The sequence below is a fragment of the Sphingobium sp. TomMM7A genome (assembly GCF_055397305.1).
The window spans coordinates 302,569-325,414 of the sequence record NZ_AP027312.1 but is presented as its reverse complement, the minus strand read 5'-3'; the positions used below and the strand labels follow the sequence as shown (position 1 = coordinate 325,414).

Sequence of the window (22,846 nt, the reverse complement as noted above, 5' to 3'; positions counted from 1 at the left end):
GGGTTCGTCCCGGTTCATCGATCGCGCCGGTGCCCCGCAAGGGGCTTAAATGGGAACGCGGTGCGGGAGGATTTCCTCCCTAATCCGTGGCTGTCCCTGCAACTGTGAGCGGCGAGCGAGGCATGGACCGGCCGACCCTGAGAATGGGGCGGCCAGCCACTGGAGCGATCCGGGAAGGCCCCATGCCAAGCTGTGACCCGCAAGCCAGGAGACCTGCCGGAGCAAAGGTCGCTCTTGCCATGATCCAGGGGATGGTCACGGCTCGGTTCTCCGTTTGAGCGACGAATTTCGTGCGGCTACGGCCGTGCAGGCGTGCGGCCTGTCCGCCTGCCTGTGCGTGCCGTCCGCGTGTCGTGGCGCTGGTGCGGGGAGTGCAGGAGCAATGCTGGAGCAGGCGCAACGTGCCGACGCTGTTTCACGCCCGGCCCATGGCGTGCGCGGCTGGTGCCCGACGGCATGGCGGCCGATGATGGCCGGCGACGGGCTGCTGGTCCGGGTGCGCCCGCCGCTAGGCCGGATGACCCGCGCGCAGGTTGTGGGGTTGTGCGAGGCATCTCTCGCGCTGGGCAATGGCCATATTGACATCACCAATCGCGCCGCCTTGCAAATCAGGGGCGTGCCGCAAGCGAGCCATGGCACGCTGATGGAGAGGCTCGTCGCGATTGAGTTGGCGGATGCCGATGCGGATCGGGACAGGCAGATTCCTGTCCTGATCAGCCCCGACTGGCTGCCGGGCGATGACAGTTCGGTCATAGCCGCCGCCTTGATCGAGCGCATGGCCGAGCTGCCCGATCTGCCCGCAAAGGTCGGCTTTGCGATCGATGCGGGGCCTGCGCCGGTGCTGAGCGATGTTCCGGCTGATTTCCGGATCGAAAGAGGGACGAGCGGCGGGCTTATCCTGCGCTCCGACGGGCGCGCGCATGGCGTGGGCGTGAGTGCAGAGGACGCAGCCGAGGGGTTGATCCGTCATGCCCATTGGTACGTAGCCAGCGGTGGCGCGCAGGCGGGGCGCATGGCGCGGCATTCGGCCCCGCTGCCTGATGTAGCGACTGAGGCCCCTGCCCCCGCCCGGCCTCGCGCTGCTGCCCTGGCCGCTGCGCCCGGCCCTTTCCATGCAGCGCCCTTTGGCAGGATCGAGGCGCCTGCGCTGCTTGCCGTGATGGCGGACTGCGTGGAGGCGGTGCGGCTCACCCCTTGGCGGGGACTGGTGCTGGAAGGCAGCGACGCGCCTGCCGATGACCCAACCGATCCGCGCCTTTCGACCGATTGCTGCCCCGGTGCGCCAGCCTGCCCGCAGGCGAGCGTCACGACGCGTGATCTGGCCGCTCGGCTGGCGCCGCATGTTCGCGGGCTGCATGTGTCCGGTTGCGCCAAGGGGTGCGCACAGCCTTCGCAGGCGGCGCTGGTCCTCACCGGGCGGGAGGGCCGTTTCGACCTTGCCCACAATGCGTGCGCGGGTGCGCCGCCGCTGCAAACGGGCCTGTCGCCCGATCAGATACTCGCCCTTTTCGGAGCCAATTGATGCCGCATCTCTATGAAACCGACGGCGCGGAAATCTATCGCCAATCCTTCCGCATGATCCGGGCGGAGGCGGTGCTCGACCGCTTTGCGGCAGAGGAAGAGCGGGTTGCCGTCCGCATGATCCATGCCGCTGGAATGGTCGGCCTTGCGCCGCATGTCCGCTTTTCGCCCGGATTTGCCAAAGCCGCGACCACCGCGCTGGAAGCAGGCGCCCCGATCCTGTGTGACGCTCGAATGGTGTCAGAAGGGATCACGCGTGCGCGCCTGCCCGCTGGCAATGCGATCATCTGCACCTTGAATAACAGCCAAGTTGATCTTGCCCGGACTATGGCAAACACGCGATCGGCGGCGGCATTGGAGCTGTGGCGGCCCCATCTCGCGGGAGCAGTGGTCGCAATCGGCAACGCCCCGACCGCGCTGTTCCACCTGCTCAACATGCTGGAAGACCCGGCATGCCCACGCCCGGCGGCGATCATCGGCTGCCCGGTCGGCTTCGTCGGCGCGGCGGAATCGAAGGAGGCACTGTGGCAGGCGCAGCCGGTGCCTTGCTGCATCGTCGAAGGGCGGCTGGGCGGCAGCGCGATCACCGTCGCGGCCGTCAACGCGCTGGCGAGTGCAGCCGAATGAGCGGCACGATCCATGGCGTGGGCCTTGGCCCCGGCGCGCAGGACCTGATGAGCGTGCGCGCCGACCGACTGATCCGCGACGCACGCCACATCGCCTATTTCCGCAAGCCCGGCCGCGCGGGTCATGCGCGCAAGATCGTCGATGGGCTGCTGCGTCCCGATGCCGTCGAATATGCGATGGAATATCCGGTAACGACCGAAATTCCTGTCACCAATCCTCGATACAACCAGCGCCTCTCCGCCTTTTATGCCGAGTGCACCGCACATCTGCATGGACTGGCATTGGCGGGCGAGGATGTGGTCGTACTGTGCGAAGGCGACCCCTTTTTCTACGGCAGCTTCATGCATCTGCACAGCCGCCTGTCGCCACTCGCGCCCGTGCGGATCGTGCCGGGCATCACCGGCATGTCGGGCGCCTGGACAGCGAGCGGCACGCCGATCAGCTGGGGCGACGATGTGCTGACGGTGCTGATGGCGACCCTGCCCGAAGAGGAACTGGCCCGGCGCATCCATGACAGCAATGCGCTGGTCGTCATGAAGATCGGCCGCAATCTGGCCAAGCTGCGCCGCGCAGTAGAGGCGGCGAGCAAGCAAGACTGCGCCTGGCTGGTCGAATATGCGACGATGGCAGATCAGAAGATCACTCCGCTGGCCGAGGCAGAGGCGATCACCAGCTATTTTTCCATCCTGCTGATCCATGGTCAGGGACGGCGGCCATGAGCGGATGGGTGGCGGTGGCGGGACTGGGACCGGGCGCTGAAGCGCTCGTGACGCCCGAAGTGACGCAGGCACTGGCCGAGGCGACCGATTTGGTGGGCTATGCGCCCTATGTCGCGCGGGTGGCGGATCACCCCGGCCTTTTGCGCCATGCGTCGGACAATCGGGTGGAGCTGGAGCGCGCCGCCCATGCGTTGGAAATGGCGGCGGCGGGGAGGCGCGTGGTGGTCGCATCCTCCGGAGATCCGGGCGTGTTCGCGATGGCGTCGGCGCTGTTCGAGGCGTTGGAGGCTGGGCCGCGTGCGTGGCGCGAGATCGACATTCGCATCCTGCCCGGCATTACCGCCATGCTGGCCGCCGCGGCGCGGGCGGGCGCTCCGCTGGGCCATGATTTCTGCGCGATCAACCTGTCGGACAATCTGAAGCCCTGGGCGCTGATCGAGCGGCGCCTGCGTCTCGCCGCGCAGGCCGACTTCGCGATGGCCTTCTACAATCCCCGGTCGAAGGCGCGGCCGGAGGGCTTTGCGCGGGCGCTCGACATATTGCGCGAGGAATGTGGGGACGACCGGCTGATCCTCTTCGCGCGCGCTATATCGACGCCGGACGAGCAATTGCGGGTCGTCACGCTGGGCGAGGCAAGCGCCGACATGGCGGACATGCGCACGATGGTGATCGTGGGTTCAAGCCGCACCCGCCTTATCGAGGGGGCTGCCCGCCCGATCCTCTACACACCGCGATGGGCCGAATGATCGATCCACGCCAGCACATCGGCGATGTCATGGACGGCCTGCGCCTGTGGCATTGCGGGCCGGTCGATCATGATAACAGGCAAGCCGAGCGTTCGCGCCGCATCGATCTTCGCACGCGCGCCTGCGCCTCCAGCATTTTTGGCGACGACCAAGTCTATGCCGTGGGCGCTCATCAGGGCGAGATCACCCTCCAGCGTGAAAGGGCCGCGATCCACGAACAGCTGATGACGCGGCAACGCGGGCGGCGCATCGGGCGCATCGACAAAGCGGAGCAGATAATTATGCTGCGGCTGGGCGGCGAAAGCTTCGACATGCATGCGTCCGAGCGCCAGCATGACGCGCCGGGGCGGTCCGTCGAGCGCACGGACAGCGCTCGGGATGTCGGGAACATGGGTCCAGCGGTCGCCCTCTCCCCCTATCCATTCCGGGCGGGTGAACATCAGGTGCGCGACGCCCGCCTCTCGCGAGGCGGCGGCGGCATTGGCGCTGATCGTCGCGGCGAAGGGGTGGGTCGCGTCGATCAGGTGTGTAAACCCCTCCGCCTTCAGGAATACCGCCAGTCCAGCAGCGCCGCCAAAGCCGCCTACGCGCACCGGCAACGGCTGCGCGCGCGGGTTGCCGGTGCGTCCGGCATAGCTCAACATGGCGCGCTCACCGCGCTCGGCAAGGGACTTGGCGAGGGCGCTCGCTTCGGTCGTGCCGCCAAGGATCAGGATGTGGCGCATGGTGGCTGAAGGTCCCTGGCTGACGATCATCGGCATAGGCGAGGATGGAGCGGCGGGCCTGTCCGACGTTGCGCGCGCCGCACTGGAACAGGCTCGCATGATCATCGGCGCGCCGCGCCATCTGGCGCTGTTGCCACCCCTTAGAACCGAACGGCTGAGCTGGCCAGTGCCCTTTGAGGATGGCGTGGAGGCGCTGCTCGCCCGGCGGGGGGAGCCGGTGGTGATGCTGGCGTCAGGCGATCCCTTCTGGTTCGGAGCGGGGATGAGTGTCACGCGGCATTTGCGGCCTGAGGAATGGGTGTCGCATCCTGCGTCGTCGAGTTTCTCGCTAGCAGCTTCACGGCTGGGCTGGGCTTTGCAGGATGTGGCCTGTCATGGCCTACACGCCGCGCCGTTGACGCGGTTGAGGCCCATGCTGGCGCGGGGGTGCCGCGCCATTGTGCTGCTGCGCGATGGGGCAGCGGTGCATGCGCTTGGTTCCTACCTGGCGGAGGCGGGCTTTGGCGCGTCCAGCCTGCACGTCATGGAAGCGCTGGGCGGGCCGCGCGAGCGGGTGCGGCAGGCGCGCGCCGATCAGATTAGCCTTGACGATATTGCGCACCCTGTGGCGGTGGGGATACAAGTAGCGGGCGACGGCGAGGTGATGCCCTGCGTCAGCGGACTGGTGGATGACTGGTTCGATCATGACGGGCAGATCAGCAAGCGGCCGGTGCGGGCGCTGACACTGTCGGCGCTGGCCCCGCGTCCCGGCGAGACTTTGTGGGACATCGGCGCGGGATCGGGATCGATCGCGATCGAATGGCTGTTGAGCCATGCTTCCACGCAGGCCGTGGCATTTGAGGCCGACCCGGTGCGTGCCGCGCGGGCGAAGGGCAATGCGCAGCGGCTGGGCGTCGATCGGCTGACGCTGGTCGAGGGGCGCGCTCCGGCGGTGCTGGCCGGCCGCGTCCGGCCTGACGCCATCTTCATCGGCGGCGGGCTGAGCGAGGCGATGATGGAAGCGATCATCGCCCTGCCGGGCGAGCGCACAAGGCTGGTCGCCAATGCGGTGACGCTGGAATCCGAAGCACTACTGGCGCGTTGGCATGAGCGGCTGGGCGGCGAACTGCTGCGGATCGAGATGGCGAGCGCCGCGCCGATCGGCAGGCGGCGGGGGTGGAAAGCCGCCTATCCGCTGGTGCAGTGGAGCGTGACGCTATGATCGTCGCTGGCTTTGGCTGCCGCAGTGGAGCGACGGAGCAAGCCTTGCGAACAGCGCTAGGCGTGCATGGCAATGGCGTCACTGCACTGGCGACCTTGGCGCATAAGGAAGCGCTGCTTGCCCCCCTCGCCCGCACCTTGGACTTGCCGCTGATCCTGATCGATCCTTGCGCGGTCGAGGGCGTGGAAACGCCCACGCGCTCCGCCGCCAGTCTGGCGGCCTACGGCACCGGCAGCGTCGCCGAAGCGGTCGCGCTGACGGCGGCGGGACCGGGCGCGCGACTGATCGCCGCCCGCATCATCTCGCCGGATGGGCAAGCCACCTGCGCGCTGGCCCAAGGAGTATCGCCATGACCGTTCATTTCATCGGCGCCGGGCCGGGGGCGCCCGACCTGCTGACGCTGCGTGGCCGCGACCTGATCGCCGCCTCTCCCGTCTGCCTCTATGCCGGATCGCTGGTCCCTCGCGCGCTGCTCGATCATTGCCCGGCCGGAGCGCGGATCGTGAACAGCGCGCCGCTGACGCTCGACGAGATCATAGCCATCATCGCAGAGGCGGACGCCGCAGGACAGGATGTCGCGCGGCTGCATTCGGGCGACCTGTCGATCTGGTCGGCGATGGGCGAGCAAATCCGCCGCCTCAAGGCACTGGGCGTCGGCTATACGGTGACGCCCGGCGTTCCGTCCTTCGCGGCGGCGGCGGCGGCGCTGGAAGCGGAACTGACGTTGCCCGGACTTGGCCAGTCGCTTGTCCTCACGCGCACGCCGGGGCGGGCGAGCGCCATGCCGCCTGGCGAGACGCTGGCGGCCTTTGGCGCGACCGGCGCGACGCTGGCGATCCACTTGTCCGTCCACAATCTGGCGAAGGTGGTCGCGGATCTGGTGCCACTCTATGGCGAGGACTGCCCGGCGGCGATCGTGTGGCGGGCAAGCTGGCCGGACCAACGCATCGTGCGCGGGACGCTAACGACGATAGAGGAGCAGGCGGCAGGCGGGCCGGAACGCACCGCCCTCATTCTCGTAGGACCAGTGCTGGGGGAGGGAGATTTCGCCGAGAGCCAGCTTTATGCGCCCGGCTATGACCGGCGATTTCGTCCGGCCACGGCGGAATCGCGTTTCGCCGGATCGGAAGAATGACGCCCGGCATCCTTATCGCCGCGCCGCGATCCGGATCGGGCAAGACGGTCATCACGCTCGGCCTGCTCAGGGCGTTGAAGCGGCAGGGCGTGTGCGTTCAGTCCTATAAATGCGGGCCGGACTATATCGACACGGGCTATCACCGGCTGGCGAGCGGACGCCCGGCTTTCAACCTCGACAGCTGGGCGATGGATGCGGCGCTGCTCCACGGTCTGGCGGGGGAGGCAGCCGACGCCAACCTGATCATCGCGGAGGGCGTGATGGGCCTGTTCGACGGTGCTCCGGCGCGCGGCGCGAGCGGAAATGGGAGCAGCGGCGACATAGCGGCTGCGCTTGGCTGGCCGGGGGTGCTGATCATCGATGTGTCGGGACAGAGCCAATCAGCCGCCGCCATCGCGCATGGTTTCCGCATGCTCCGGCCGGACGTGCGGGTGGCAGGCGTCATCCTCAACCGCCTCGCCAGCCCGCGCCATGAGGCGATGATCCGGCAGGCCATGGAGGATATCGCCATGCCCGTGCTGGGCGCGGTCCCGCGATCCGATGCCCTGTCCATCCCTGAACGGCACCTTGGCCTTGTGCAATCGGGCGAGCAGGCGGAGGTCGAGCGGACGATCGACGCGATCGCGGATATGGTCGAGGCGCATGTCGATCTTGCGGCTCTTCAAAAGGCGGCCGACGCATTGCCCGGCACATCAGCGCCCCCCTATCGCTGCCAGCCACCGGGGCAGCGGATTGCACTGGCGCAGGATGCCGCCTTTTCCTTCACCTACGGCCATATGCTGAACGGCTGGCGCGCGGCGGGGGCGGAGATACTGTCCTTTTCCCCCTTGGCCGACGAGGCGCCGGACCGGCAAGCCGACGCCATCTGGCTACCCGGTGGCTATCCTGAACTGCATGCGGCTCAGATCGCCAATGCCGCGCGGTTTCTGGAGGGCCTGCGCCGCCATGCGCAGGATCGCCCAATCCACGGCGAATGCGGCGGCTATATGGTGTTGGGACAGGCGATCATCGATGCGCGGGGGCGGTCGCATGCGATGGCGGGGCTGCTCGGGCTGGTTTCCAGCTTCGCGGAGCGGCGCTTGCAACTGGGCTATCGGCAGGCCCGGCTGCTGGCCCCGATGGGCGGCCATGAGGCGGGAGCGGCGCTACGCGGGCATGAGTTTCACTATTCGACGATCGTCGATCAGCCCGACGAACCGCTCGCCCATGTCGTGGATGCGGTGGGCGCTGCGGTCGCCGCGACTGGATCGCGCCGGGGGCGCGTGACGGGCAGCTTCTTCCATCTTATCGCGGGTGCCGCATGATCCGCTTGTCACTGATCGGTATCGGCACGGGCAATCCCGACCATCTGACGCTCGCCGCCATTCGGGCGATGAACGAGGCTGACCTGATCCTGCTGCCGCGCAAGGGAGAGGCCAAGTCCGACCTGATCGACCTGCGCCGGTCCATCTGTGCACAACTACTGACCGGTCCCGCACGGGTCGTCGAGTTCGACATGCCCAAGCGCGCGGATCAGGCCGCCTATGTCGAGGCGGTCATCGACTGGCATGATGCAATCGCCGCCATCTGGATGAAGCAAATCGCCCGTCACCTGCCCGATGGCGGCACGGTTGCGCTGCTCGTCTGGGGCGACCCTTCGCTCTACGATAGCAGCCTGCGGATCGCAGAACGGCTCGGGCCCTCGGTCGAGATCAGCGTCGTGCCCGGCATCACCAGCGTTCAGGCGCTGACGGCCGCGCATGGCATCTGCCTCAACCGCCTGGCCGACCCGGTGTTGATCACCACCGGACGGCAATTGCGCGAACGCGGCTGGCCCGCTGGCATGCGCGATGTGATCGTGATGCTGGACGGTCATTGCGCATTCCAGACGCTGGAGCCGGAGGGGATAACGATCTGGTGGGGCGCCTATCTGGGCATGGAGCATCAGTCGTTAGCCCACGGTCCTTTGACCGTGACAGGACCGGAAATCATCGACCGCCGGGCACAGCTGCGCCAGCGGCATGGATGGATCATGGACGTGTATCTGCTGCGCCGGGACGCCTGAGGAAAACGCGCTTCAGGCGGCGTTGACGGTCAGCTCGATTACCGGTTTGCTGATCACCGGGCTAACTCCGTCGATCGTCCCCATCGCGGCGCGACGACGAAATTCGGCGGCCATTGCCTGATGCATGGTCCGCGCGGACGCATCGGCGGTTGTCGCCGCGAGCTGTTCATGCATCCGGGCTCGTTCAAGACATTCTTGTGCATTGAGGGCATGAGTCATGAAATGCTCTCCTGCTTCTTTTTGAGCGCTCCATGCATCGCAGGATGCGACCGATCGCTGGAGCCACTCGCGAAACGCGGCAGAATTTACGCTTTTCAGCCCTGCTTTGGAAATGGAATCTTCGTAACCCCGGGAGCTGGCCGCCACGGCGCACCGCTTCAGCCGATCCAGCCCTGCTGCGGCTGGCAACGATGGCTTTTCAACTCCTTACGACTTTCGGCATGAACTTCGCTCAACGCCACTTCATAACCCCATAGATTGGCGAGGCTTTGTAACACCATCGTCGCGTCGGACGCGTCCAGCACCACGCCATCGATGACCGCATGTTCCAGCATCAGCGTCCGGTCGCCCGCCAGATCGACATCCACCACCTGGATATCGGGCTCCTGCCGGGCAATGTCATGCTCGCGCGCAAGGGCGCGGCGGATACGGCGATAGCCGCGCTCGTCATGAATGGCATCCACGCGCAGTTCCGACTCGCTTTCCTTGTCGATCAGCTTGAACAGGCGCCACTGGCGGATAAGGTGCGGGCTGAGGAACTGCGATATGAAGCTTTCGTCGCGATAATTGGCCCAGATATCCTTCAGCACCTCCACCGGATCACGCGAACCGGCGATGTCGCTGAACCATTCGCGATCCTCCGGCGTCGGGTCCATGCAGATCCGCTCTATATCGGACATGATGCCAAAGCCCAGCGCATAGGGATTGAAGCCCCCGAAATGGCCGGAATCGAACGTCGGCTGATAAACGACGCCTGTGTGCGACTGGATAAATTCCATGAACGCGCCATCGGTGATCCAGCCGCGATCGTGCAGGATCGTCATGATGCGATAATGGGTGTAGGTCGCGCAGCCCTCGTTCATCGCCTTGGTCTGGCGCTGGGGGTAGAAATATTGGGCGATCAGGCGGACGATGCGCAATATCTCGCGCTGCCAGCTTTGAAGCAGCGGGCCGGTCTTTTCGAGGAAATAGAGGATATTCTCCTGCGGCAGGCCAAGCGCGGCGCGGCGCTCATCCGAGGGGACGGCGGCCGCCTTCGCGCCCACCGGCACCGTGCGCCAGAGGTCGTCATAAATGCGATCGCGATAGGCCTGACGCTCCGCCTCCCGCTCGGCCTCCGCCTTCAAATCGCGGGGACGAATGCGCGGATAGCGATGCACGCCCTGATTCATCAGCGCATGAGCAGCGTCCAGCACCCGTTCGACGGCGAGCTGGCCAAAACGCTCTTCGCAACTGGCGATGTAGCCTTTGGCGAACTCCAGATAGTCTAGAATGCCTTCCGCATCGGTCCATTGGCGGAAGACATAATTATTCTTGAAGAAGTGATTATGCCCGAACGCGGCATGGGCGATGACCAGCGTCTGCATGGTCGCGCTGTTTTCCTGCATCAGATAGTTGATGCAGGGATCGCTGTTGATCACCAGCTCATAGGCAAGGCCGCGAAGCCCTTTGCGGTAGAGCATTTCATTGGTCACGAACTGCTTGCCGAACGACCAATGTTTGTAAAATAGCGGCATACCGATGGACGAATAGGCATCCAGCATCTGTTCGGCGCTGATAATCTCTATCTGATTGGGATAGATATTGAGCTTCATCTCCTGAAGCGCGATCGGTTCGATCACTTCATAAATGCGGTTGATCAGCGAAAAGTCCCAGTCGCTGCCGGTGAACAGCGGGGCGGATGCGCGCTCCCCCGTCAAGCGGGCGTCCCTTCGCCGACACCGCGCCGCTGGAACAGTTCACGGAACACCGGATATATTTCCCGCCGGTGCGACACCTTGCGCATCGTGAATTGCCGATTTGCCTGGCTGACGGGCGCATAGGCGTCCCAAAGCCCCGTGGCGGAGGTTGCCGCTTCGATAGAGGCGAACTCTTCCCGACCCACTTCCAAATAGGCGAAATATTGGCAGAAGGGCAGGATTTCATTCTGCATCAGGTTGGCCACCCGCGCATTGTCCGACGCCAGCGTATCGCCGTCCGAGGCCTGCGCGACATAGATGTTCCAGTCGGTGGGGCTGTACCGATCCTTGACCACCTCGATGAGCTTGTCGAGCGCGCTCGATACCAGCGTGCCGCCCGTCACCGTGCTGTAGAAGAAGGTTTCCTCGTCCACTTCGGCCGCGCGGTCGGTATGGTGGATGAACACCACATCGACATGCTCATAACAGCGCGACAGGAACAGGTGCAGCAGCGCAAAGAAGCGTTTGGCGAGATCCTTCATATGCGCCGTCATGGAGCCTGATACGTCCATCAGGCAGAACATCACAGCCTGGGCCACGGGCCGGGGGACAGGCTCGAAACGGCGGAAGCGCAGATCGACGGGGTCGATATAGGCGATGAGGTTGCGACGGCGAATGATGTGCGCCCGTTCCTCCTTCAGCTTTTCCAGCGCTACGGCATCGTCGGGCAGGGGCACCGCACGCGCCTCGATCTCGGCGATGGCCTCGTCAATCCGGCTGAGATCACGGCCACTCGGGCGACGTAGTGCGATGCGGCGGGACATGGCCTTTTGCATCGTGCGCGGGACGGACAGGTTGGACGGGTTGCCGATCGTCGAATAACCCGCGCGGCGCATACCCTCTATCTTGCCCGCGACCAGCTTCTTCTTGGCCATGTCGGGCAGTTCAAGATCGTCCAGGAAAAGGTCGAGAAACTCCTCCCGGCTGAGCGCGAAGCGGAAATCATCCTGATCCTCGCCCTCCCCCGCCTGCGACCCGGCACCGCCGCCGCCGTCAGGGCGCTTGATCCGGTCGCCTTCCAGAAACTCTCGATTGCCCGGCAGCACGCGTTCACGGTCGCCGCCCTTTGCCGATCGATGCAGCGTGGGTTCGTGAATGACGTCGCGGCGGATGGTGATTTCGCCTTCTCCGGCAAGATCCCTGATGCTGCGGTCCTTCAGGCTGTCGCGCACCGCCTGGCTGACATAGGCTTTCGCCCTCCTCAGGAACCGTTGCCGGTTGACAAGGCTCTTGCCCCCTGGGTTCAGCCTTCTGTCGACTATGTGCATGGTGGCCTAAGCACCTCCATCCGTTTACCCGGCCTGCTTGACCCTTATATACCATTCCACCAGCCGACGGACCTGCCGTTCGGTGTAGCCTCGTTCGATCATCCGCGCGACGAACTCGTCATGCTTGCCCGCCGTGTCGCCGTCCTTCTTGGACCCGAAGCTGATGACCGGCAGAAGGTCCTCGACCTGGCTGAACATCCGCTTTTCGATGACTTCGCGGATTTTCTCATAGCTCGTCCAGCTGGGATTGCGCCCGTCGTTGCTGGCCCGCATGCGCAGCGCGAACTTCACGACCTCGTTCCGGAAGTCCTTGGGATTGGCGATCCCGGCGGGCTTTTCGGTCTTGGACAATTCCTGGTTGATGATTTCCCGGTCCAGAAGCTGCCCCGTGTCCGGGTCCTTGAAATCCAGGTCCTCGATCCACGCGTCGGCATAGGCGACATAGCGGTCGAACAGGTTCTGGCCATAGTCATTGTAGGATTCCAGATAAGCCTTCTGGATTTCATTGCCGATAAATTCGGCATAGCGCGGCGCAAGCTCGCCCTTGATGAATTCCAGATATTTGGCTTCCACATCGGCGGGGAATTGTTCCTGCCGGACCATCCCTTCCAGCACATACATGAGGTGGACGGGATCGGCGGCTATTTCGCTGCTGTCATGGTTGAAGGTCGCCGACAGCGCCTTGAAGGCAAAGCGGGTCGATGTGCCCGACATGCCCTCGTCCACCCCGGCGGCATCGCGATATTCCTGCATGCTCTTGGCCCGCGGATCAATCTCCCGCAGCATTTCCCCGTCATAGACGCGCATCTTGGAATAGAGATTGCTGTTCTCATGTTCCCGCAACCGCGTGAGGACAGAAAAGCGCGCCAGCATGTCCAGTGTCCCCGGAGCGCAAGGCGCCTTGCTGAGGTCCGATTCCCTCAACAGCTTTTCATAGACATGCCGTTCTTCGGTGGCCTGCAAGCTATAAGGCACCTTGATGACATAGATGCGGTCGATGAAAGCTTCATTATTCTTGTTATTCTTGAAATTCGACCATTCCGATTCATTGGAATGGGCCATGATGATGCCGTTAAAGGGGATGGCCCCGATATTCTCGGTGCCGATATAATTGCCCTCCTGCGTCGCGGTCAGCAGCGGGTGGAGCATCTTGATCGGCGCCTTGAACATCTCGACGAACTCAAGCATCCCCTGGTTCGCGCGATTAAGGCCGCCCGAATAGCTGTAGGCATCGGGATCATTCTGCGACAGCATCTCCAGCTTGCGTATGTCGACCTTGCCGACCAGCGAGCTGATGTCCTGGTTATTCTCATCGCCCGGCTCGGTCTTGGCGATGGCGATCTGCCGCATGCGCGAAGGCATCAGGCGAATGACCTTGAACTGCGAGATGTCGCCGGAAAACTCGTCCAGCCGCTTGCGCGCCCATGGGCTGATCATGCCGGTCAGGCGGCGGCGGGGAATGCTGTAATTTTCCTCGATGAACGCGCCGTGCGTTTCCGCATCGAACAGGGCCAGCGGGCTTTCGAAGATCGGGCTGATCTCATCCCCGGCCTTCAGCGCATAGATGGGGTGCGTTTCCATCAACGCCTTGAGCCGTTCAGCCAGCGAGGATTTGCCGCCGCCGACCGGGCCGAGCAGATAGAGGATCTGCTTGCGCTCCTCCAGACCCTGGCTGGCATGGCGCAGGAAGCTGACGATATGTTCGATCGTCGCTTCCATGCCGTAGAAATTGGCGAAGCTTTTGTATCGGCGGATGGTGCGGTTCATAAAGATCCGCCCGAGCCGCTGATCACGGGACGTGTCTATGATCTCCGGCTCGCCGATCGCCGCCAGCAGGCGCTCCGGTGCTGATGCATGCATCAGAGGATCATTGCGGCATCCCAGCAAATAATCCTCAATCGACATCTCGGCTTGACGCCGTTCGTCAAAATTCCGGGTGAAGCTCGAAAACAGTTCGCTTTTCGTCACTGACGACTCCCGCCGCAGTAGTCATGTTACGAATATAATACGCGCGAGCCCGCAAAAATAGTCCTACAAAATTGAATGACTGTAAAAATTATTCCTGACCATCCGGATATTTCACGATAAACTGCCTGCGGGACGCGGGCACCTTGGCGATGCGCGCGCCCCGCCGCGAACTCTGTCGAAGCGAGCGGAGCGGGCCTCCTCGTTCCACTCGCGACGGCTTACTTCTTGCCGTTTCCGTTGCCCGAGCTTCCATTCCCGGAACTGCCGTTCCCCGAACTCCCGTTGCCGGAGCTGCCATTTCCGGAGCTTCCATTGCCCGAGCTGGTGCCGCCCGTCGTAGTCCCGCCAGTGCTCGTCGTCGTGGTGCCACCTCCGCCGGTGCTGCTACTTCCGCCGGTCGATGAGCCGCCACCAGCACTCGATCCGCCGCTGGATGAGCTTGACGAACTCGTCGAGCTACTCCCTGCGGATGATGCGAACAGGGCTACCTGCTGGTTCATCTGACTGCCTACCGCCTGTCCCAACAGCCAGGTTGCCCCGACCATCCCGCCGCCGATGATGGCCAGCAAAAGCGCATATTCGGCAGCCGTAGCGCCTCCACGATCGCGCCACAGTCCTGTTATTGAAGCTGAAAAGATTCCAGGCATGATGCTTCCCCCATTCGCCGATGCGCCTTCCCGGCGCACGGCGTCCACACCCGCCTTTGGATATATAACATAAATGCTATTAACCGCGATGGGCAAAGAAGGGTATAAGAAGGCGACCATTTTCGCGGTCTTAAGAGCATGGAGAGGTGCGATGACATCCATTCTGCTCCACATTCACGACGATAGCGCCATGGAGAGCCGACTCCAGGCCGCCAGTGACATTGCCCGCGCGCTCGACGCGCATATCCACTGCGTACAGGTCACCTCCATGCCTAACCTTGTCGCCGGGGATCTTTATGGCGGGGCGTCCATCGCCCCCGCGATCATGGCCGAACTGCACCAGATCGATGCGCGCATGCGTGTTAAGGTAGAACAACGGCTGCAACGCGAAGACGTGAATTGGGATTGGCGGCAGGCCGATGGTGACATTGTTCACGGCCTGCTTTCAGCGTCCGCCCTATGCGACTTCATGATCGTGACGCTGCCCGCTGGCCCTCGGCGGGAAATGAGCGATCCGTTGCATCTCGCCGCCGATCTGGCGATGGGCGGTCGCACGCCGGTCCTCGCCGTGCCGGAGGACGCGCGGGGCATGATGATCACGGGCCGGGCGCTCGTCGCCTGGGAAGGATCGCGCGAGGCATCGGCGGCGCTCCGGTTGGCCGTACCGCTGCTGAAGCATGCCGCAGAAGTGGATGTGGTGACCGTTGAGGAGGCGGGCAAATACCCCTTCCCCGCGACCGATGCGCCCGAATATCTCTCCCGTCATGGCGTCAGGACGCAATTCCATACATGGCCGCAGGATGGCCGCACTGTGGAGGCTACCCTGAAAGCCGCGATCAATGTGCTGAAGCCCGACTGGATGGTGATGGGCGCGTTCGGGCACAGCCGCTGGCGCGAACTCGTCTTCGGCGGCGTAACCCGCACGATGCTGCGCGAGGCGCATGTTCCGCTGTTGCTGGCGCACTGACGAGGCCGCAGCGAAGCTCCGATCCGGAGAGATTGCGCCAAATTGAACCTTTCGCGCGGTCGATCACGCGCAAAAAAAGCCCTTGCGCGCGCGGCGCCACGCAAATGCCGGGCGAAGAAGTTAACGCCGGGCAATCTTTACCCCTCTGGTCCCATCATATCGGCGGCATCTCCGGTCCCCTCGGCCGCCGATAAAGCATAGATTCCCCGAAGCTACAGGGTCTTGCCTCGATGCGGGGCGATTTGCGTGGACGCAAGATCAAGGGGGGAATTGATGCAATTGGGGTGGAAAGCCAGGATCATGATGGTTGCGGGCATGGTTGCCGCCATGCTGTTCCTGCTGCTGGGCGTTCGCGAAATGCAGCGGTCATCAGCCGCGACGGTCCCACCGATCCGGTCGGCAGCGGACAGTCGATCCCCCCAACCCGTAATCCTTGCATCCGCCGCCCGCCCGATCCGGACGGGCGAGACGATCACCGCCGCCATGATCCGCAATGCGATAGCTGACCCCTCTCGCCATCCCGCCGCCGCCGCGCCAGCCGAACTGATCGGCAAGGTCGCCACTCGCGCCATCGCCGCAGGCGCGCTCATCCCCAGGGACGCGGTCGGCGGCGAGGAAAAGCTCGCGATCCGCGTGCCGGTCGGCATGCGGGCGATCAGCATCGACACCACGGCCGAAATCGCGGTGGCGGGCCTCGTCCGCCCCGGCGACCGCGTGGACGTGCAGGTCGTCTATCCCGGCGCCGACGCCATCAGCGGCGCGCGCGGCGCAGGCCGCAGCCGCGCCCAGACATTGCTCCAGATGGTTCAAGTGCTCGCCGTGGGTGAGGCGGTCCTCGGTACGACGCCAGCATCAGGGAGGAAAGACCAGCTATCCTCCCCGCCACCGCCCGCCCGAACCGTGACGCTCGCGCTCGATCCGCGGCAGGTCTCCATCCTGTCGCTGGCAAAGAGCACGGGCGCGCTCACTCTTTCCCTTCGCAACCCGGTGGACAGTGAGCAGGTCGCGGTCGCACCAGCCAATTCCAACGGCGCCGACCCCTCCCCGCTCGCCCAGGCCCTACCCGCACGCCCTGCGCCCATGGCCGCGCAGGCTCGTCCCGCCCCTGCTCCCCGCCAGCCGATCGAGCTGGTCATCGGCGACCGCCGCGAAACCATCTATTCGGGGAGCGCCCGGCGTTGAAACTCATCCTCGCCCTCGCAGTAGCGCTCGCCGCAGCACCTCCCGCCCAGGCGCAGGACCAAAGGTCGCTGTCGATCCAGCAGAAGCGGACGCTCACCTACCCCCGCCCCATCGGCCGGATAGAAGTGGATCGCGACGATGTCATATCAGTCGCCGCGCCCACCGCCCGGTCCTTGAGCGTCACCGGAATAGGCGCGGGCAGCACAACGATCAGCATATTCGGCCGCGACGGATCGCTGATGGCGGAAACGCGCTTTGCCGTGTCGTCCTCCGGCGCAACCGCACGGGAGCCGGGCGCGCTCATGAGCCCCCGCATCGTCGCTGGCGAACAGGTCGTCGCCGTCGATGTGCAATTCGCCGCCGTATCCTCCTCCACGCTCAAGGCTTTGGGGTTCAACTTCTCCAAACTCAGCGGCGACATTCAGGGAGCGGTCGTCTCCCCCAGCAGTTTCAAGAGCGCCAGCTTCTCGCCCGGCGGCTCCTCGCTCGACGCCAGCGTGCCCATCCAGAATGCGTTCAACCTGTTCCTGTCCGCCCCCAATCGCGGCATCAACGCGGTGCTGAGCGCCCTTTCCTCCAACGGCCTGTCCGAATTGCTGGCCCAACCCACCCTGCTGGTCCGATCGGGCGAGCAGGCGAGCTTCCTCGCGGGCGGCGAGATCCCCGTGCCCGTGCCGCAGGCATCGGGCAACGGCAACGCCATCTCCATTCAATATAAGGAATTCGGCGTCCGCCTGTCCGTCACCCCCTTCGTCCTGTCACCCGACCAGATCGTGCTGAAAATCGCGCCGGAGGTCAGCGAACTCGACTATAATAGCGGCGTCCAGTTGCAGGGCTATGTCGTGCCCGGCCTGCGCCGCCGATCGGCCGAAACCACGGTCGAACTGGGCAGCGGCCAGAGCTTCGTGATCGCGGGTCTAAGCTATTCCAGCCAATCGACCACGCGAGAAAAGACACCGTTGCTAGGCGACATTCCGGTAATCGGCGCCTTCTTCCGCCGCCAGCAGACCCAGAAGGAGCGGCAGGAACTGGTCATCGTCGCAACGCCGCGGCTGGTGGGGCCGGTGCAGGCCAAGGATGTGCCCGCCCTGCCCGGATCGCTGCTCGACACCAAAGACCCAGTCGTGCCGTTCGGCGTGGTGAGGCCATGACAATGGCGCGCATCATCCTCCTGTCGGTCGATCACAGCCTTGCGGCGCGGATCGGCGAAGCCATGCAAGGCCGCGCGACAGTCGACCTGACGCAATCCGTGATGCCGGATATGGTCGAGGGGCCTTGCGTAATCCTGGTGGACCGGGACGCGATCCCTCCAGAACGCTCGATAGCAACAGCCCTGTCGACAGTGGCCGAAGGCGCGACCGGACGCCCGATCGTGCTTGTCACCGGCGAAACAGGCGCAGACGAGATATTGCACGCCATCCGTTCCGGCGCGGACGATGTCATCCCCCGCGCGGCGGAGGGTGACGAAATCGCCGCGATCCTCGGACACCTCCTCAACCGCTCAACCGCCGATCATGGCAAGGGCGGACGCCTGACGCTGGTCCTCGGCGCGGATGCGGAAAACGCCGCGATGGTCGCGACCGACATGGCGGTCAACCGCGCCCGCGCGGGGTCGTCCACACTCCTGATCGACTTCACAATGCCGACCAGCGCGGCAGAGGCCTATCTCGACCTGCCTGTAAGCTACGGCATCGCCTCGGCCATCGCCGACATAGAGCGTCTGGACGCAAGCCTGCTGTCCAGCGCGCTCGCCCGGCATGATCCAAGCGGCCTCATGCTGCTGACGCTGGACGGCGGGGCAGGCACGGAGCCTGCGGGCATCGCCCCTACCGGCATAGCCGCGCTCGTCCGCCTGCTGCGCGCCTGTTGCGGCGACCTGATCCTCTGCGCGGGCAGCCTGCGCCATCCGGGCCTCCTGCGCACACTGGCTTTGCTCGCCGATCGCATCGAGCTGGTCTGCGCGCAATCCATCCGCGAAATGGACGCCTGCCGCCGCCTGCTCGATCGCATCGGAGACGATGAGGCAAGCCTGTCACGCACACGCCTGCTCGTCTGGGATCATCAGCCCGCCATATTGCTCGACAGCCGCCGCATGAGCGACATCTTGCGCACCGGCAGCACCCTGCCGCTCCCCATCGATCAGATACGCATGCGCAACGCCCTGAATGCAGGCCGCCCGCTCGCCATGGAGGCCGCACCAGACCGCTACATGCGCGCCATCCGCACCGCCTGCGGCATCGAACCACAGCGATCGTCCAAGAACCTGGAGCGCCTCCGCCGCCTCCTCCAGTGCCCCGTGGAACCAGCGGCATGAGCCTGCTCTTCGACACCAACCTGCCACGCGGCACGGCTAGGCCCGCCCCCGTCGCGCAGCCAGCCGCCCAGCGGATGAGCGACAGCTATCAGGCGGTGATGGCGCAGACCTGCGCGCAGGTCATCGAACAGCTGGAAGCACGCGGGAGCACAGCCGAAACGCTCGGCGCACGGGCACTGCGCGCCGAAATAGAACAGGTCATCACCAGCCGCAGCAGGCGCGGGCAACTCGCGCTCAACACGGCAGAACGGCTGCTGTTGATCGAGGATGTGGAGGACGAAGTCGCCGGACTCGGCCCGCTAGCCCCACTGCTCCGCGATGGCAGCATCGATGACATCATCGTCAACGGCTCCGGCACCATCTATGTAGAACGCAGCGGCCTGCTGGAAAAGGTCGACCGGCGCTTCCGCGACGACGCCCATCTCATGAACATCATCCAGCGTATCGTCGGCCCGATCGGCCGCCGCGTGGATGAAGCCAGCCCCTATGTCGACGCGCGCCTTTCCGACGGCTCCCGCGTCAATATCGTCATCCCGCCGGTCGCGCTCGACGGCCCGATGCTGTCGATCCGCAAATTCCGCATGCAGGCGCTGGGTATAGAGGATTTCATCAACCGTCAGGTGATGAGCGCTGAAATGGCCGCCTATCTCGCCGCCGCCGTCCGGTCGCGGCTGAACATCCTGATCTGCGGCGGTACGGGTGCGGGCAAATCCACCCTGCTCAACATGCTGTCCCACTTCATCAGCGACCGCGAGCGGCTGATCACCATAGAGGATGCCGCCGAGTTGCAGTTGCGGCAGGACCATGTCGTCCGGCTGGAAACCCGCCCGCCCAATGTCGATGGCAATCGAGAGATCAGCGCGCGCGAGCTCGTCCGCAACGCGCTGCGCATGCGGCCCGACCGCATCATCCTGGGCGAGGTGCGCGGGGTCGAGGTGGTGGAGATGCTGCAAGCCATGTCCACAGGCCACGACGGATCGATGGCGACGCTGCACGGCAATTCCCCACGCGACGCCTTCGCGCGTCTTGAAATGCTGATGGGCTTTGCCGGGGTCCAGAATGACATCCGCGCGATCCGCCGCTTCATCGCCAGCAGCGTCCATGTCGTGGTGCATATCCAGCGCCTGTCGAACGGCAGCCGCCGCGTCACCGGCGTGACCGAAGTCACCGGCATCGAGGGCGAAGCCTATTCCTTCAACGAGCTGTTCAGCTTTCACGAACAGCCCGCCATGTCCGGCATGGGCGAATTTCGCAGCCACTCGCCCCGCCCCTATTTCGCCCCACGCCTGCGCGACTATGCGCCGGGCGCCGTCCGGCAGGGCATAGTGTGAAGGCGGCAGCGTTCCTCCTGCTCGCGCTGTTGACGCTGGCGGCGACGGCCTCCCCGCTGCTCGCCCTGCGCGCGCGGGAACAGGCGCGCCTGTCGCGGCGGCTGGCGGCAATCGCGCCCGGCAATGCCCCCGCGTCCCGCCAAAGCGTCCGCCTGACCGTCCCCAGCCTCGCCGCGCCACTGCTGGCCCGCGCGCAACTGGAGATCACCACGCGCGCGATAAGCATCTTCGGCGGCTGCATGGCATTATTCACCCTCGCCACATTGCTGGCAACCGGGCCGGTGATGACAGTCATCCTGCTACCGCTCCCGCCAGCCCTATTGTTCCTGTGGATCAGGGCACGGGCGCAGCGCCGCGTGAACGCCCTTATCGAAGCCCTGCCCTTCTACATCGATGCCGTGCGCCAGATGCAGGCGGTCGGCAGCTCCCTGCCGCAAGCACTGGAAAGATCGCTCACCGACGCACCCGGCATCGTCCGCAGCTATCTAGCCCCAGCCGCACGCCGCCTCGAACTCGGCGCCCCGGTCAGCGAGGCGATGCAGCAGCTCGCCGACCGCCTGCGCGTTCCTGAAATGTCGATGCTGGCCGCCGCAATCCGCACCAACATGCGCTATGGCGGCCCCGTCAGCGCGGTGCTGTCGAACCTGTCCGCAATCCTGCGCGAACGCATCCGCATCGCGCGCGAACTGAAAGCCGCAACGTCCGAAGCCAAGGTCAGCTCCCGCGTGCTGATCGCCATGCCGATCGTCGCGATGGCGCTGCTGATGGCGTCCAACCCGGCCTATATCGACTTCTTCCTAGACGACGCGCGCGGGCACCGCATGGCATTCATCGCCATCGGACTTCAGATCGCAGGCATGCTGGTCATGCGCCGGGTGATGAGGCTCGCCTTCTGATGCCCTCGGCCTTTCTCCTCGCCTGCCTCCTCATGGCGCTCATTGGGCTCGGCGTAGCCTTGCTCGGCGGCCGGATGCTGATCGCCGATCGACGGCTGGAGGCACGGCTCGCCCGGTTTACGCCAATCGGACAAGCCAAGCCCTCGCTGCGCCTACCCACCATACTCGGAGCCGAAGGCCGCAACCGGTCGAGCCTCGAACGCCAGTTACAGCTCGCAGGCTATCAAGACCCACGCGCCATCAACCACTTCCTCTGGCTGCGCCTAGCCGCAACCCTGCTAGCCGCGCTGCTGGCCGCGTTCCTGTGCCGCATCCTCTGGCACGGCTGGCTATCACGCCCGATGCTGATCGTCATTGCCGCAGGGCTAGCCTTCGTGGGCGCGCGCCAAGCGCTGAACCTGCTCGCCTCCAGCCGGGCAAGGAAGATCACCGCCGAATTTCCCTTCCTGCTCGACCTCATGCTGATGATGCTGGAAAGCGGCGTCTCGCTCGACCAATGCTTCCGTTCGATCGCCCGCGACGAACAGGTCGCGGTGCCGCACCACGGCCAACTAATCGCCTTGCTCGTCACCGACCTAGACCGGGGCATGCGCTACGAACTGGCGCTAGATCGCTGGGCCGCGCGCGTGGCGGTCAGCGGGGCGAAAGAACTCGCCGCCCTGTTCCGCCAGGCCATGTTCCAGGGGATCGAGCTTGCCCCAGCCCTGCGCGAATTCGCCCGTGAATTCACCCAGCGCCGCGTCGCCCGCGCGCGCGAAGCGATGGGCGGCATCACCGTCCGCATGGTCGTGCTGATGATCCTCTTCTTCATGCCCGCCCTGTTCATCGTTCTGGGCGGGCCGCCGGTCGTCGCCATCCTCGACACCTTGCGGGCGAGTGCGCGATGATGTGGCTCCTCCCCCTGCTCCTCGCAGCCGCCGACACATCCGGTTCGACCCGCAGCCTCTATCTGCAACTCATCCATCAGGCGCGCGCCGATGGCAGGCCCCGCGCCGCCCTCGCCTATCTGGACGATTTCGACCGCCGCTATCCCGGCGACCGCGACGCACGCATCCTGCGCGTCAACAGCCTGCTAGATCTCAATGATCTCAATGGAGCCGAAGCAGCAGCCGCAGCGCTCCCCGATGGCGGCGGCAGCGCAGTGCGCGGCCACCTGCTCGCTGCGCGCGGACGCTGGTCCGAAGCCATCGCGCCCTACAGCCAAGCGGTTCAGGCAAGCCCCGCCGACCCCATGCTCCGCAACGCCCTCGGCTTCGCCCAGCTACGCGCGGGGCTAGCAGCGGAAGCGGCGGAAAGCCTGCGCGGCGCGCTGGACCTGTCGCCGGGCACCCCAGTGATCCGCAACAACCTCCTGCTCGCATTGAAGGCAGCCGGTCAAAATGCCGAGGCGGAAACCCTCCTCTCCACCATCCGCGATGAGCCTCAGCGTGACGCCCTCCGCCGCCAGATCGCCGCGCAAGCCGCTCGTCTCCCCGCACCAAAGGACCGCTGATGCTCTGCCTTTGCCTTCTATTGGCTTCCGCCCACACGCTCCCTGAGGCCGATCAGGCACGCCGCGTGATCGAATGGCAGCTACGCTCACCACCCCGCGCGCAAG

Annotated in this window: 23 protein-coding genes and 1 riboswitch; of the genes, 18 read left to right on the top strand and 5 right to left on the bottom strand. The window is 65.1% G+C overall.

The window, feature by feature from the left end:
• Positions 1-10: 10 nt before the first annotated feature.
• Positions 11-235, top strand: a riboswitch (cobalamin riboswitch).
• Positions 236-466: 231 nt separating this feature from the next.
• The 4 genes from ACZ5ZH_RS14305 to cobJ are packed head-to-tail and all read left to right on the top strand — an operon-like array spanning position 467 to position 3,613.
• Entirely contained in the window at positions 467-1,522 is a 1,056-nt protein-coding gene (locus ACZ5ZH_RS14305; protein ID WP_464773287.1) for a cobalamin biosynthesis protein CobG, read from the top strand.
• Positions 1,522-2,148, top strand: coding sequence for a precorrin-8X methylmutase (locus tag ACZ5ZH_RS14300; RefSeq protein ID WP_464772747.1), 627 nt, complete (start codon positions 1,522-1,524; stop codon positions 2,146-2,148). The genes ACZ5ZH_RS14305 and ACZ5ZH_RS14300 overlap by 1 nt, the downstream gene beginning before the upstream one ends.
• Positions 2,145-2,867 carry a precorrin-2 C(20)-methyltransferase gene (gene cobI, locus ACZ5ZH_RS14295; protein WP_464772746.1) on the top strand — a complete coding sequence of 241 codons (723 nt, stop codon included), beginning with the start codon at positions 2,145-2,147 and terminating at the stop codon, positions 2,865-2,867. Before ACZ5ZH_RS14300 ends, cobI begins: the two co-directional genes overlap by 4 nt.
• A complete protein-coding gene (gene cobJ, locus ACZ5ZH_RS14290; RefSeq protein WP_464772745.1) occupies positions 2,864-3,613 on the top strand; it encodes a precorrin-3B C(17)-methyltransferase in 750 nt (249 codons plus the stop codon). Before cobI ends, cobJ begins: the two co-directional genes overlap by 4 nt.
• Here the strand turns inward: cobJ and ACZ5ZH_RS14285 are convergent.
• Positions 3,589-4,338: a cobalt-precorrin-6A reductase gene (locus ACZ5ZH_RS14285; RefSeq protein WP_464772744.1), complete on the bottom strand. Its 750-nt coding sequence runs from the start codon at positions 4,336-4,338 to the stop codon at positions 3,589-3,591. The genes cobJ and ACZ5ZH_RS14285 overlap by 25 nt on opposite strands.
• Here ACZ5ZH_RS14285 and cbiE point away from each other — a divergent pair.
• From cbiE to cobF, 5 genes are read left to right on the top strand one after another with little or no spacing between them, the layout of a single operon-like run.
• Positions 4,337-5,539 carry a precorrin-6y C5,15-methyltransferase (decarboxylating) subunit CbiE gene (cbiE, locus tag ACZ5ZH_RS14280; protein WP_464772743.1) on the top strand — a complete coding sequence of 401 codons (1,203 nt, stop codon included), beginning with the start codon at positions 4,337-4,339 and terminating at the stop codon, positions 5,537-5,539. The genes ACZ5ZH_RS14285 and cbiE overlap by 2 nt on opposite strands.
• Entirely contained in the window at positions 5,536-5,892 is a 357-nt protein-coding gene (locus ACZ5ZH_RS14275; protein WP_460988799.1) for a cobalamin biosynthesis protein, read from the top strand. The genes cbiE and ACZ5ZH_RS14275 overlap by 4 nt, the downstream gene beginning before the upstream one ends.
• Positions 5,889-6,674: a precorrin-4 C(11)-methyltransferase gene (cobM, locus tag ACZ5ZH_RS14270; protein ID WP_460988797.1), complete on the top strand. Its 786-nt coding sequence runs from the start codon at positions 5,889-5,891 to the stop codon at positions 6,672-6,674. The genes ACZ5ZH_RS14275 and cobM overlap by 4 nt, the downstream gene beginning before the upstream one ends.
• On the top strand, positions 6,671-7,978 hold the full coding sequence (locus tag ACZ5ZH_RS14265) for a cobyrinate a,c-diamide synthase (RefSeq protein ID WP_464772742.1): 1,308 nt from the start codon (positions 6,671-6,673) through the stop codon (positions 7,976-7,978). Before cobM ends, ACZ5ZH_RS14265 begins: the two co-directional genes overlap by 4 nt.
• Positions 7,975-8,718, top strand: a complete 744-nt coding sequence (cobF, locus tag ACZ5ZH_RS14260) for a precorrin-6A synthase (deacetylating) (RefSeq protein ID WP_464772741.1) — start codon at positions 7,975-7,977, stop codon at positions 8,716-8,718. The genes ACZ5ZH_RS14265 and cobF overlap by 4 nt, the downstream gene beginning before the upstream one ends.
• A gap of 12 nt (positions 8,719-8,730) precedes the next feature.
• On the opposite strand, the gene ACZ5ZH_RS14255 is transcribed toward cobF, so the two are convergent.
• From ACZ5ZH_RS14255 to ACZ5ZH_RS14240, 4 genes are read right to left on the bottom strand one after another with little or no spacing between them, the layout of a single operon-like run.
• Positions 8,731-9,084 carry a hypothetical protein gene (locus ACZ5ZH_RS14255; RefSeq protein ID WP_460988791.1) on the bottom strand — a complete coding sequence of 118 codons (354 nt, stop codon included), beginning with the start codon at positions 9,082-9,084 and terminating at the stop codon, positions 8,731-8,733.
• An 11-nt stretch (positions 9,085-9,095) separates the two neighbouring features.
• On the bottom strand, positions 9,096-10,637 hold the full coding sequence (locus ACZ5ZH_RS14250; RefSeq protein ID WP_460988789.1) for a SpoVR family protein: 1,542 nt from the start codon (positions 10,635-10,637) through the stop codon (positions 9,096-9,098).
• A complete protein-coding gene (locus ACZ5ZH_RS14245; RefSeq protein WP_464772740.1) occupies positions 10,634-11,944 on the bottom strand; it encodes a YeaH/YhbH family protein in 1,311 nt (436 codons plus the stop codon). The genes ACZ5ZH_RS14250 and ACZ5ZH_RS14245 overlap by 4 nt, the downstream gene beginning before the upstream one ends.
• A 24-nt stretch (positions 11,945-11,968) precedes the next feature.
• Complete coding sequence (locus ACZ5ZH_RS14240) at positions 11,969-13,912, bottom strand: PrkA family serine protein kinase (RefSeq protein ID WP_449468819.1); 1,944 nt, start codon at positions 13,910-13,912, stop codon at positions 11,969-11,971.
• A gap of 312 nt (positions 13,913-14,224) precedes the next feature.
• On the opposite strand from ACZ5ZH_RS14240, the gene ACZ5ZH_RS14235 reads away from it, so the two are divergent.
• The 9 genes from ACZ5ZH_RS14235 (at position 14,225) to ACZ5ZH_RS14195 (ending at position 22,741) form a co-directional block, all read left to right on the top strand.
• Positions 14,225-14,416: a hypothetical protein gene (locus tag ACZ5ZH_RS14235; RefSeq protein ID WP_460988783.1), complete on the top strand. Its 192-nt coding sequence runs from the start codon at positions 14,225-14,227 to the stop codon at positions 14,414-14,416.
• Positions 14,417-14,710: 294 nt separating this feature from the next.
• Positions 14,711-15,526, top strand: coding sequence for a universal stress protein (locus tag ACZ5ZH_RS14230; protein WP_464772738.1), 816 nt, complete (start codon positions 14,711-14,713; stop codon positions 15,524-15,526).
• 273 nt (positions 15,527-15,799) lie between these two features.
• Positions 15,800-16,708, top strand: coding sequence for a Flp pilus assembly protein CpaB (gene cpaB, locus ACZ5ZH_RS14225; RefSeq protein ID WP_464772737.1), 909 nt, complete (start codon positions 15,800-15,802; stop codon positions 16,706-16,708).
• On the top strand, positions 16,705-17,859 hold the full coding sequence (locus tag ACZ5ZH_RS14220) for a type II and III secretion system protein family protein (protein ID WP_464772736.1): 1,155 nt from the start codon (positions 16,705-16,707) through the stop codon (positions 17,857-17,859). Before cpaB ends, ACZ5ZH_RS14220 begins: the two co-directional genes overlap by 4 nt.
• A gap of 2 nt (positions 17,860-17,861) precedes the next feature.
• Positions 17,862-19,022: an AAA family ATPase gene (locus tag ACZ5ZH_RS14215; protein ID WP_464772735.1), complete on the top strand. Its 1,161-nt coding sequence runs from the start codon at positions 17,862-17,864 to the stop codon at positions 19,020-19,022.
• Positions 19,019-20,353, top strand: coding sequence for a CpaF family protein (locus ACZ5ZH_RS14210; protein WP_464772734.1), 1,335 nt, complete (start codon positions 19,019-19,021; stop codon positions 20,351-20,353). The genes ACZ5ZH_RS14215 and ACZ5ZH_RS14210 overlap by 4 nt, the downstream gene beginning before the upstream one ends.
• A complete protein-coding gene (locus ACZ5ZH_RS14205; RefSeq protein WP_464772733.1) occupies positions 20,350-21,249 on the top strand; it encodes a type II secretion system F family protein in 900 nt (299 codons plus the stop codon). The genes ACZ5ZH_RS14210 and ACZ5ZH_RS14205 overlap by 4 nt, the downstream gene beginning before the upstream one ends.
• Positions 21,249-22,136, top strand: a complete 888-nt coding sequence (locus tag ACZ5ZH_RS14200) for a type II secretion system F family protein (RefSeq protein WP_464772732.1) — start codon at positions 21,249-21,251, stop codon at positions 22,134-22,136. The genes ACZ5ZH_RS14205 and ACZ5ZH_RS14200 overlap by 1 nt, the downstream gene beginning before the upstream one ends.
• Positions 22,133-22,741 carry a tetratricopeptide repeat protein gene (locus ACZ5ZH_RS14195; RefSeq protein ID WP_464772731.1) on the top strand — a complete coding sequence of 203 codons (609 nt, stop codon included), beginning with the start codon at positions 22,133-22,135 and terminating at the stop codon, positions 22,739-22,741. The genes ACZ5ZH_RS14200 and ACZ5ZH_RS14195 overlap by 4 nt, the downstream gene beginning before the upstream one ends.
• Positions 22,742-22,846 lie beyond the last annotated feature (105 nt).

Coding starts and splice junctions, on each gene's coding strand:
- ACZ5ZH_RS14305 (WP_464773287.1), top strand. CDS start 467: ATGATGGCCGGCGACGGGCTGCTGGTCCGGGTGCGCCCGCCGCTAGGC.
- ACZ5ZH_RS14300 (WP_464772747.1), top strand. CDS start 1,522: ATGCCGCATCTCTATGAAACCGACGGCGCGGAAATCTATCGCCAATCC.
- cobI (WP_464772746.1), top strand. CDS start 2,145: ATGAGCGGCACGATCCATGGCGTGGGCCTTGGCCCCGGCGCGCAGGAC.
- cobJ (WP_464772745.1), top strand. CDS start 2,864: ATGAGCGGATGGGTGGCGGTGGCGGGACTGGGACCGGGCGCTGAAGCG.
- cbiE (WP_464772743.1), top strand. CDS start 4,337: ATGGTGGCTGAAGGTCCCTGGCTGACGATCATCGGCATAGGCGAGGAT.
- ACZ5ZH_RS14285 (WP_464772744.1), bottom strand. CDS start 4,338: ATGCGCCACATCCTGATCCTTGGCGGCACGACCGAAGCGAGCGCCCTC.
- ACZ5ZH_RS14275 (WP_460988799.1), top strand. CDS start 5,536: ATGATCGTCGCTGGCTTTGGCTGCCGCAGTGGAGCGACGGAGCAAGCC.
- cobM (WP_460988797.1), top strand. CDS start 5,889: ATGACCGTTCATTTCATCGGCGCCGGGCCGGGGGCGCCCGACCTGCTG.
- ACZ5ZH_RS14265 (WP_464772742.1), top strand. CDS start 6,671: ATGACGCCCGGCATCCTTATCGCCGCGCCGCGATCCGGATCGGGCAAG.
- cobF (WP_464772741.1), top strand. CDS start 7,975: ATGATCCGCTTGTCACTGATCGGTATCGGCACGGGCAATCCCGACCAT.
- ACZ5ZH_RS14245 (WP_464772740.1), bottom strand. CDS start 11,944: ATGCACATAGTCGACAGAAGGCTGAACCCAGGGGGCAAGAGCCTTGTC.
- ACZ5ZH_RS14230 (WP_464772738.1), top strand. CDS start 14,711: ATGACATCCATTCTGCTCCACATTCACGACGATAGCGCCATGGAGAGC.
- cpaB (WP_464772737.1), top strand. CDS start 15,800: ATGCAATTGGGGTGGAAAGCCAGGATCATGATGGTTGCGGGCATGGTT.
- ACZ5ZH_RS14215 (WP_464772735.1), top strand. CDS start 17,862: ATGGCGCGCATCATCCTCCTGTCGGTCGATCACAGCCTTGCGGCGCGG.
- ACZ5ZH_RS14210 (WP_464772734.1), top strand. CDS start 19,019: ATGAGCCTGCTCTTCGACACCAACCTGCCACGCGGCACGGCTAGGCCC.
- ACZ5ZH_RS14200 (WP_464772732.1), top strand. CDS start 21,249: ATGCCCTCGGCCTTTCTCCTCGCCTGCCTCCTCATGGCGCTCATTGGG.
- ACZ5ZH_RS14195 (WP_464772731.1), top strand. CDS start 22,133: ATGATGTGGCTCCTCCCCCTGCTCCTCGCAGCCGCCGACACATCCGGT.